This window comes from Candidatus Hydrogenedentota bacterium (assembly GCA_012523015.1).
Classification (GTDB): Bacteria; Hydrogenedentota; Hydrogenedentia; order Hydrogenedentales; family CAITNO01; genus JAAYBJ01.
Genome location: JAAYJI010000184.1, coordinates 1 through 10202, shown reverse-complemented (window position 1 = coordinate 10202; position 10202 = coordinate 1). Strand labels below are relative to the sequence as shown.

Sequence of the window (10202 nt, the reverse complement as noted above, 5' to 3'; positions counted from 1 at the left end):
CCTTTTGCCTGGATTAGGGTTCTCTAGCATTTAAAATGGAATGGAAACTATATTATATACGATTTATTGATGAATCAATATAGAATACTTCTTTTGCATCGGCAACCTACTTCAAAGTGCTAACCAAATAAAATTCTTTTGTCCTTTTCAGTGTCTTGTGATAGCCTATTGTACAAGTTAGACTCATGATTACCTGATTTGGATTCACGCTATCACATTTAATGTTGGCATTTTATCTTTTCGGCAAAGGAGGAGCCTATGGGCGGTAATATACAAAACAGTGTTCCCGAACAAAAAGTCGCATGGTGGCGATCCCTTGGTCCGGCATTGATTACTGCTTGCGTGGTCTTTGGACCCGGAAGCCTCGTCATCAGCGCCAATGTAGGCGCTACCCACGGCTACGAGTTACTCTGGGTATTACTGCTCACGGGCATCTTCATGGGCGTTTTTACGACCATGTCCGCGCGCATTGCCGTTGTGACAGGTCAGAGTCACTTTAATACACTTCGACAGGAAACGGGGCGTACCTTTGCTCTCGTCATGGGCGCTGTGCTGTGCTTTACCTGTGGTTCTTTCCAATTTTCCAACAATATTGCCATTGCGCTCATTGCCGGATCTCTAGTGCCTGAAGAATATATACTTCATGCGGAGATTCTGAGCATGGGCATCCTAAATCTTGTGCTTATTTTATTTCTCTTCCGGGGCAAGCAACTATACCATGTTTTAGAAAAAATAATAAAAGTAATGGTGGGTGTTGTGCTCCTTTCCTTTGTGATCAATCTTTTCCTTGCACGCCCCAATCTTATCGCTAAATTTCGGGGCTTTATTCCGAGCCGTCCTGAAGGTCTCTCTTTAGGTATTCCCAGAATCGAGGACGGCGCTATCGTCGATCCGCTGATATTAATTGCCTCTCTATTCGGTACCACCTTTTCCGTGGCGGGCGCTTTTTTCCAAGGAAATCTTGTCTATGAAAAAGGGTGGACCAAAGGCGATTATGACCGCGGCGTAATCGATTCGATTACAGGCATTGGCGTGCTCACCTTCATCAGTCTGATGATAATGGCGACTGCAGCCACCGTGATACCGGGGCAGCCTGCCAATAATATTGCAGCCCTTGCAGGTACAATGAAACCCTTGTTGGGACCTATGGCTTTTGCTATTTTTTGTATCGGCTTGCTTCCTGTAGCGTTGAATCCTTTTTTGATCAACGCCATGATCGGGGGTACAGCCCTTGCCGACGGCGCCGGTCTTCCCGGAAAGATGGGCGATTTTTGGCCGCGCATGTTTACGATTTTAGTCCTCTCCGGCGGCTTCATAATGGCAGCCATAGGATTGTGGAAAAAGATACCGCCTGTCAATCTAATGATTTTTGGACAAGCCTTAACGGTCGTCGGTAATCCGCTAATGGCAGGCACCTTATTGTGGCTTGCCAACAAACACAAATTATTGGGAAAACATCGCAACCGACTTTTGACCAATCTCTTTGGCGGTGTGGGTCTGCTGATTGTGCTTCTGTTGGCGCTCCGTGTGCTGTGGAATCTTTATTTGCGGTTCACCATAATTTAAGGCTAAATCCGAGCACTTGTCTTTCGCTGCCCTTTGCCTTATTTTCGGGAGCGCACCACAGGAATACGCTTGAGACTCGCCAAAGCACGTAAATACCGCGCATTATTCGCCAAGGAATAACCGTTGGTATTTTCCTGAGGCTGCTCCGACAAATCCACGGCAATATAGGGGATATCTTTATCGGCGGACTTGGGACCAATACCATGCAAAACCAGCCCGGGCGGTGGATTGTCCGTCCCTTCGCCGTCAATCCATAGGGGCGGATTCTCATCGCACAATCCGGTGACCAAACAAAGACCATAGGGATTATTACCGAGAATCCAATTCAGCTGATCAAATCCGAGGCGGAGATAATCTTTGCGTGCTGTGTAGCGAAAGGCATGGAAGATTGATTCCATGACCTCTAAAATTCGCGTGTTGTTTCCCAAGCAAGGATCTTCCGCTTCCGTCTTCCATAGAAAATAGCCGCGCCCGTCTTTTTCCTGAGACTCAATCAGTCCGAAAGGATTATTTGACGCCGCCATTATCTTTTCCATCCTATCATTGAACGTTCCGGTCAATGCAATCGTGACTGCCGCCATGCCCTGAGATTCATATTCTAATAAAGGTTCAATGCGATCCAGCACCGGCCCGGGATCAATGGCGGCGGCGTAATCCAAATACGCTTCTTCCTCGGTAGCCACGTAAAAATCCAATAAGGCGTAGAAGAGCCATGCCCCGTCCTTGCCGTCTTCGATGGCGCTGTCCAGCAGTTGCCTCGCCACGTTAACTATGGTCGTATCTGCATCCAAGTACTTTGACATGCAACTCAAGGCATTCAGATAATACAGATATTGAGGATGTTCCTGCAGGGCTTTTTCATGATCGGCGGCAACCCATTGAGCAATGGATTGCGCGCCATATCGTGCTTCCTCTTCGAGTAGGATAACGGCGGGACTACCTGCAAAAGGAACGCGCAAAATACTCCAAGAATAGACGAGCGCCCAAAGCATTTCAGCATCGGACATGCTATTCAAGCCCGGATCGTGCCACAGTTGGGGCGGTCCGTCTTCCTCTGCTGCCGCTTTCTCCGGGCGATGTCTTTGAAAAGCTGCGACAACGGGATAGAAGGCTTTTTCCCACAAAAGATTAAATCCGATTTCTATGGGCGCTTCAAGCACATCAAAGTCATCTATTGAGATCTCCAGACGGTAACTTCCCTCCTCCTCGTAATCGGAGAAATTACCTTGATAATAAAAACCGGTCCAAGCGGAACCGTCAATGCCGACAATACGCGTGGCGTCGCCGAGAGACGATTGAAAGACCACGGTATCGATCATATCTTTGAGTACGAATTTTGTTTCTGTTGCTTGAAAATTGCTCCAAACAGTAAATCGTTTCGGACCTTCCTCTTCATAGCCAACGCGATTATAAAAAAGCTTTATTTTGGGTACATAGTGGAAAAGACCGCTTAAACGCAGGCTTTTCCATCCAAAGCCTTTTTCGTCGTCTGCCGCACAAACCAACACAATACGCAAGGCCGTTGCATCTTTCGGCCGCAAAGACTCAGAAAGATTGAAACGGCGATTATCATCAGCGGATCCGGGAGATTCACGAAACATCGCGTCATCCGTTTCACCGGCTGCGTCTATCCAAGCTAGACCTGCTTGGGCAGAACCCACACCTTCCGCCATGACACTTCCGGACAGAGCTATAAGGTCGGGGTCAAGGGATAGGACTGGAGAAACGAGAGACAAGGGTTGCGTGCTATGGATGTGAAATACACCGCTTTCATCTAGCGACCAGCTCTCCGGCGCCGCTTCCTCAGCATGGCGCCAATTGTCACCACTATAGACTCTCCAACCGTCGGGCAGACTGTCCTTGCCCCCTTCGGCAAAAGTATTCATAGTCACTATAGATCGGTATTCTTCCACGGGCTCCGGCTGATCCTCGGCTCGGACTCCTGAAAAGACAAAGAACAGCAAGCAGAGAATGAGCAACTTTGTGAAAGCAGATTGAGCACCTAAGGCACGCGCCGAAGGGGTGCCCCCATTTTTTATAGCAATTCTATCCATGACCACTATCTTCTTTACTCTTAGGTTATGCCGCCCGGTCATGAGCAGCAAGATCTTGTTTACCGCATACAATCGAACGTGATATACTGATTTTTTTGTAGAACTATCATCATAACATGAGTATCAGTCTGAGTATGAATCGCCATCCCATCTTATTCTTTAAAAGCGCTATCGTCGTCTTTCTACTCTTCATACAGGTGTCCGCTATGGGGGCAGCAAGTGTTTCGCTAAGTTCGGCCTCCGTTGCGCCCGGTGCGCCCTTCCTTGTATCTATTTCATATGAAGGACCTTTGGGGATACCCCTAACCGTATTGCTGGTTCGTGCTTCAGTCCCCGAATGGAAAATCTCCTTAGGCTCGCTGCATCCTGCGGCGGCCTTGGCAGATGCAGGCAAAAAACTTGATTGCGAAATTGTTGAAGATCAATTGTCCTTTTGTGTCTTCGGCGGCAATGACAAAATTCCCAACGGCGCGTTAGGAACCCTATTGCTTTGGATGGATGAAGACGCTCTGCCCGATGATAGTTTTTCTCTGGAAGTACAGGAAGTTCAAGGCTCAAATAAAGACGAGCAGTTAAGCGTCCTCACCGGTAACAGCGGCACGATTACTGTTTTGGATGCACATGCGCCGCACAGCGCTGATTCCAATGGCGATTGGAGCATCGATTTAGAGGAATTACTACGCGTCGTACAGCTCTACAATCTCAAAAGCTATCATTGTGACGGCACTGCTGTTGATGGGTTTGCGCCGGGCACCGGTTCCACAGACTGCGCCCCCCACGATGGCGACTATAGTCCGGAAGATTGGAGTATTTCTTTCGCTGAGCTGCTGCGTATTATACAGTTCTATAATTCCTCTTACGGGCACTATCATCTGCAGACCAACACAGAAGACGGCTTTGCACCCGGACCTTTTGGAATTGTCTACAACAAACCTTGAGAGATCCCGTGGTACAAAGCCATTGCCACATTGCGCAGAAAACAAGGATACCCGACCCGCGTCAATGCCGTCTCCCCATAAATTGCTTTAAATTCTTCTTCTGAAAGGAAGAGCATTTCCCACGCAGACAATGCGGGCAAAATCGTCTCCGTTTGATCTGTTTGTGCAGCAACCAAATCAGAACGCTTATTCCATGGACACACCTCCTGACAAATGTCGCAGCCAAAAACCCAGCCCTTATTAAACACTAAGATATCGTCGGGAGCCTTCTTTTTATTTTCGACAGTGTGATAGGAAATACATTTGCGGCAATCGACCAGAGGTCCCTCTAGTATGGCTTTTGTCGGACAAGCCTCGACGCAGAGATTGCAATCACCGCAGCGATTTTCTATGGGGTCATCGGGCGCCAATCTTACGGTCGTCAAGATAGTGGCAAGATGGAACCAGCTGCCGAAATGGGGATGAATGATCAGTCCCTGCTTTCCGATCCATCCCATCCCTGCCCGTGCCGCCCAAGCTCGCTCCCGCACAGCACCGCTATCGGCGGAAGCATAGCATTGGGATTCGGGTACCATCTCTTTAATGTACGCAGTCAAACTTTTGAGCGGTCGCCGTATCCAGCGATGATAATCCCGATGTTGCGCATAACGGGCTATTTTTCCCAGTGCAGGCTGGGTGGCGGCCCTTTCAGGATCATGGTGATTCCATGCTAAAACAATGACGGAAGATGCTTGAGGCAATTTCAAGCGTACCATTTGCCGAACTTCCCGGCTATGCTTAATCCATTTTAAATTTCCATAGTAGCCTCGATCGACCCATTGATTGAAGCCATCGTCAGTCTCTTCGGAGGTAGAAGCGATACGACAATCGGAAAAACCAAGCTCCAAAGCTTTCGCTTTGATCGCTGCACTTAATTGATCCACATCACCATCCTTATGCCGTTGATACTATCCAGATTAACATAGCATGGGAGTTGCATTAGTCTGCACAATCAACATGGGTATACAGGCCAATTTTCTCAACAGGAATCTTTTCGAAACCGAGGGCATAGACAGGTGAATCCTCTTTCAATCGAAAATCGTGTCCGGCCCGATCCACGAAATGTGGATCTTTATCGATCATATTATTTTCCGTGACCAGGTAAGGCTCAGCTTTTTTCTCAATAGAAGCCCATGTACCGCCAACGCAGATATTATTGCGAATGCTGTTTCCAACAGGCGCTTTCGGTTCCTGATCCAATATCGAAGCAAGCCCTTCATAGCGCTCACTATAAGGCGCTTCTTTATAGCGAATACCCGACAAGGTCTCTTTTGTCTCCGCTTCGATGATCCAATCGTCAGCATGTTGATGCGCCCAGCCTAAAGCCCGCGCATCCACATGGCAAGCGGGGTCACAATCAATGAAAATATTGTTGAGGATGGAACAATCGCGGCCGCCGCCAATGAAGGCTGCCCGACACACCTTATAAAACACATTGCCTTCAATCACGGTGCCGCAATACATATCATCCAAGTACACGCCCATACAGCCTTTATCCAAATACCCCAGCACATGGTGTATATAATTGTGCTTCACGGTCGTCCCGCGCATGGTCCAATTTCGGCCGCAATAGATAGCGCCGGCGTCATTGGACTCGAGGCAGACATGATGTATTTCATTGAAATGAATTTCATGGTCGTTGCCGCCGAAGATAATAGCGGAATGGGGCGCGTCGTGGATCAAATTATGAACGATACGATTGCCCACGCCGTTCATCCATACAGCCGGGCAATACATACGATTCCACAGTCCATAATCATGGATGTGATTGTTTTCGATGACATGCCCGGCGGCAGTGAGGCTTTCCCGATCACCGCCGGTCACAGCAATTCCTTTTCCATCCAATTGGTACAGATGACACCCGAACACACGGTGCGCCTTATCGCCCACAATCCGAACCGCCTCATCGCTATTTCGGAAGGTGCAGGCGAGCACGCCCACATGGGAGCCTTCATTGATATCCAAGACCAGCCCCCGTGCGCCTTCAAAAACCAGACCGTGCAGCTGCAGCGATTCCACATCATTGAGAATCATGAGTTGATCGCTGACAGACACTTGCACGTCGCCGGGCTGCACAGGCTCGGGGGGCCAAAAATAAAGAATGCCCAGCTCACGGTCTACATACCATTCGCCGGGCTCATCAATCTCACACAGCATGTTATAGGCGTAATACCATTGGCCAGGTCGGTAGCCATAGCTGTGATAAGGCTCCTCGACTCGGATGCGCGAGCGGGCGGTATCAATGTCGGCAATTTTCTGACGTTGATCTGACCAGTCCCAAAACCAATAGCCATGGAGCCATCCATCTTTTTCATGAATCCATCGGGAAGGTCGATCGCCGGCATAGGTGAACAGACCCGTTTGGCTGCCCTTGATCCCATGAATTTGGTGACCATCTTCAACAACAACCGTCTCAATGGTGGTAAATCCGGTGTTGGGCCAGCGCGACAGCGTCATGGATCTATTTTGAAAATAGACTTTTATACCGCCGTCATCAGGTGATCCAAAATCACGGACTCCTAAAGCCTTCAAATCCGCTTGGAGCAGGGAGCTTTTTGCCGCTTCGTCGACATGGGCCTATACGACGGGATCCGTAACCGGCACGAATTGATCTACTGTCACGGCGCCGCTTATATAGACCCTTCCTTTTTCTGAAGCGGCATAGCGTACGGGACTATCGGCTGTACCCCCGTCTTCCTGAGTCAATACAAGCGGCTCGGTCAGTGCATAAGTTCCCGGTGCCAATTCGACTCTGATCCCGCCTTCGGGCATACCTGACTCTTTGAGTTCTCGTACACGATCCTGCGCTTTGGTCAGCGTTTTCAGCGGGCCATCGGCGCCCTTCGCATCTGCCTGCTGCAACAGACCGGACCAGTCGTCGTTCCCGTCTGTGGCTACATGGAGTATCGTTGCCGCTTGGGCGGAAAACATCGCTGTTACCGAAACAAGGATGAGCAGAGAGGGGACAAGGCGCTTAGCCATGAAGTCACTCCTTTTCTTGGCGTTATTCAAGGTCGACACGTTTTTTTACATAGGCATCCTTCAAGACGCAATTTTTTATAGCACGGCGCTTAAAGATAGGGCTGCATTTCTTTTTCGAAGATCGCTTTAAATCGTGCGTACTCTTCATCCGTAAGGGGTACACTGTCGCTCATATAGGGATTACTGCTTTGGGAACGGCTATAGAGAGGCACATCGAATCCTTGGTCACTAGCATAGCGCTTCAGGAAATCCACGGGCTTGCCGATACCTACGACCAAGCGATTGATGGCATCCTCAGCCGTTAATACACCTGCCCAATCTCCGGCACGATACGCTTTTAAAGCTGCATGGAACAACTGCGGATGGAGTATAGTGCCCTGACCGATGACCGCCGTAGCGCCCAGTGTCAATCCTGCGTAATAAATACATTCATGTCCCATGATGTAAGCAAATTCCTGCTCTCGCGTGGCGCGCATCAATTCATACATGTAGAAGCCGTCGGAGGTGGAAAACTTCCCACCCACAAAATTATCGATTGCCGCAATTTTGGCGAGGGTCTCAGGGCGCACCTCATAATCTTTATGGGTGTTAGGCGGTTGATAGACGAAAACGGGCCCATCCACTCGGGCACACACGTCAGTAAAAAAACCTTCAATCAGCGCCTGATGGGACTGGCCCTCTTTAGGAACCAAGGCCTCGGGCATGGTGTAAACCACGGCATCAGCGCCAGTCTCCAAAGCGAAATTCCCCAGTTCAACGCTTTCTTCCACGTAGTTTTTCGGATCGGGGCGTTTATCATAATTCCGGTCCCAAATGCCGTTACAACCGACGAGGACAGGGGCGCTGCCTTTTATATGAGCACACACGTTACGCGTCAGCTGGCGCGTATCTTCCTTCGAAAATGTGTACATAAGCCCCATGCCGGAACGGATAAAATAAGCACTTATCGATCCGCTTTGTAAAAGATAATCAAGGAATCGGCGCTGGCCCGCATCATCAAGGCTGCCGTCCGCTTGAAACACGGTGAACATGGGGGCTATGGGACCCTCCACAAAATCAGGTACTTTCATTCTTTTTTCTCCTCAGTGTCCTATCATAAAACAAACAAAACCGCATAGCCTCCAATAGAGGGATGCGCATTGCCTCCGGAATCGGAGGACATGAAAAATCTAGCCAAAAGAGGGCAATTGCCCTATCACGTAATCTCCATATAATGCCACAAGATACCCTGCTTCTAACAACACCCTTGGATTGGAACTCGAAATGCTTCCTTTTCTTTAAAAAAGTCTCGGCTGACGCAGGGTACTCAAGGATTTTTCTTGGTCCGCCGATTGACTCACGCATAGTCTTATGGAAGGGCTCATTGGAAATTGTATCAAAGCGAGTATGCTTGGGAAAGAACTATTTCAAAAAGGCCATTCCCATTTTTTTTCCGCTGCGATTCTTTTTGTTCATTTCTTCAATCCTGTTACAATGCAACATTCGAAAAGAACAATGAGCTTGTGAGAATCGCTTATGAAAAGTACCAAACCATCTTTACGTATATTACTGGCGAAACCGCGCGGCTTTTGCGCCGGTGTTGATCGTGCCATCAAAATTGTTGAGCGAACCTTAGAAAAACATCAGCCGCCTGTTTATGTTTTAAAACATATCGTACACAACGCCCATGTCGTTGAAGAGCTGCGCAAGAAAGGCGCCGTGTTTGTGCAAGCCATTCGTGATGTGCCTGAGGGGGCTGTGCTCTTGTTCAGCGCCCATGGCGTGTCTCCGGCATGTTGGGACGAGGCGCGCAGCCGTAACTTGCATATTATCGACGCGACCTGCCCACTCGTCGCAAAAGTGCATAAAGAAATTTGCCGCTACGCAGAGCAAGGCTATACCATCTTATATATTGGTGATGCCGGGCATGATGAGACCTTGGGCGCGCTGGGCTGGGCACCTGATCATATCCATCTGGTTCGGACGGAAGAAGATGTCAAATCTCTGCGCGTTGAGAATCCGGACAAAGTCGCCTATATCACCCAGACTACGCTGAGCATCGCCGATTGTACGGGAGTTGTTGCCGCTTTGCGCCTTCGTTTTCCAAACATTGCGTCACCGCGCAAGCCGGATATTTGTTATGCCACGAGTAACCGTCAGATGGCGATCATGGCTCTCGTCCCGGAATCGGATTTAGTGCTTGTGGTGGGCGATCCGGAAAGTGCAAATTCCTGTCGATTGAGAGACATTGCGCTGAAACTGGGGAAACCGGCTCATCTGATCCCCGATGCGGAAGGGATAGATGCTGTATGGTTGGACAGCGCGGCTACAGTGCTTCTGACATCCGGAGCCTCTGCGCCGGAGTATCTCGTGGAAGGGGTCATTGATCAATTGCGCAACCTACGCGATTGTGTTGTGGAAGAACGCATCTTGGTAGAAGAGGACGTACACTTCACTTTGCCGCCCGAAGTAGAGTAGCGCCACGTGAAGACTGCAGATCTTTTCATTTCGAGCAGCAGCACATTGTGAGACTTTATTTATTCTGTTGCAGCGGATAGGCTCATGATTTGATTAGGGGCAGCAGTTTTTTAAATTCCTCTGTTCCTGCCACACGGAGCCATTCGAAAATAATCATTTCTGTGCT

At 49.1% G+C, this 10202-nt stretch carries 8 protein-coding genes; 3 read left to right on the top strand and 5 right to left on the bottom strand.

Annotated features, from left to right (window positions below):
- Nucleotides 1-258 precede the first annotated feature (258 nt).
- Entirely contained in the window at nt 259-1566 is a 1308-nt protein-coding gene (locus tag GX117_08235) for an Nramp family divalent metal transporter (GenBank protein ID NLO33327.1), read from the top strand.
- Between the two features lie 38 nt (nt 1567-1604).
- Here GX117_08235 and GX117_08230 read toward each other — a convergent pair whose 3' ends face one another.
- Entirely contained in the window at nt 1605-3620 is a 2016-nt protein-coding gene (locus GX117_08230) for a hypothetical protein (protein NLO33326.1), read from the bottom strand.
- 116 nt (nt 3621-3736) lie between these two features.
- Here GX117_08230 and GX117_08225 point away from each other — a divergent pair, with 116 nt between their 5' ends.
- Entirely contained in the window at nt 3737-4558 is an 822-nt protein-coding gene (locus GX117_08225) for a hypothetical protein (GenBank protein NLO33325.1), read from the top strand.
- Here the strand turns inward: GX117_08225 and queG are convergent.
- The 4 genes from queG to GX117_08205 form a co-directional block, all read right to left on the bottom strand.
- Nucleotides 4543-5481, bottom strand: a complete 939-nt coding sequence (gene queG, locus GX117_08220; protein ID NLO33324.1) for a tRNA epoxyqueuosine(34) reductase QueG — start codon at nt 5479-5481, stop codon at nt 4543-4545. The two genes, GX117_08225 and queG, sit on opposite strands and share 16 nt — an antisense overlap.
- A gap of 55 nt (nt 5482-5536) precedes the next feature.
- Complete coding sequence (locus GX117_08215; GenBank protein ID NLO33323.1) at nt 5537-7129, bottom strand: hypothetical protein; 1593 nt, start codon at nt 7127-7129, stop codon at nt 5537-5539.
- 45 nt (nt 7130-7174) lie between these two features.
- Nucleotides 7175-7579, bottom strand: a complete 405-nt coding sequence (locus tag GX117_08210) for a hypothetical protein (GenBank protein NLO33322.1) — start codon at nt 7577-7579, stop codon at nt 7175-7177.
- Between the two features lie 89 nt (nt 7580-7668).
- A complete protein-coding gene (locus tag GX117_08205; protein NLO33321.1) occupies nt 7669-8649 on the bottom strand; it encodes a dihydrodipicolinate synthase family protein in 981 nt (326 codons plus the stop codon).
- A gap of 445 nt (nt 8650-9094) precedes the next feature.
- Between GX117_08205 and ispH the strand changes: the two genes are divergently transcribed.
- Nucleotides 9095-10036 (top strand): 4-hydroxy-3-methylbut-2-enyl diphosphate reductase, encoded by a 942-nt coding sequence (gene ispH, locus GX117_08200; GenBank protein ID NLO33320.1) that lies wholly within the window; start codon nt 9095-9097, stop codon nt 10034-10036.
- Nucleotides 10037-10202: the final 166 nt, after the last annotated feature.

Coding starts and splice junctions, on each gene's coding strand:
- GX117_08230 (NLO33326.1), bottom strand. CDS start 3,620: ATGGATAGAATTGCTATAAAAAATGGGGGCACCCCTTCGGCGCGTGCC.
- GX117_08210 (NLO33322.1), bottom strand. CDS start 7,579: ATGGCTAAGCGCCTTGTCCCCTCTCTGCTCATCCTTGTTTCGGTAACA.
- GX117_08205 (NLO33321.1), bottom strand. CDS start 8,649: ATGAAAGTACCTGATTTTGTGGAGGGTCCCATAGCCCCCATGTTCACC.
- GX117_08235 (NLO33327.1), top strand. CDS start 259: ATGGGCGGTAATATACAAAACAGTGTTCCCGAACAAAAAGTCGCATGG.
- ispH (NLO33320.1), top strand. CDS start 9,095: ATGAAAAGTACCAAACCATCTTTACGTATATTACTGGCGAAACCGCGC.
- GX117_08225 (NLO33325.1), top strand. CDS start 3,737: ATGAGTATCAGTCTGAGTATGAATCGCCATCCCATCTTATTCTTTAAA.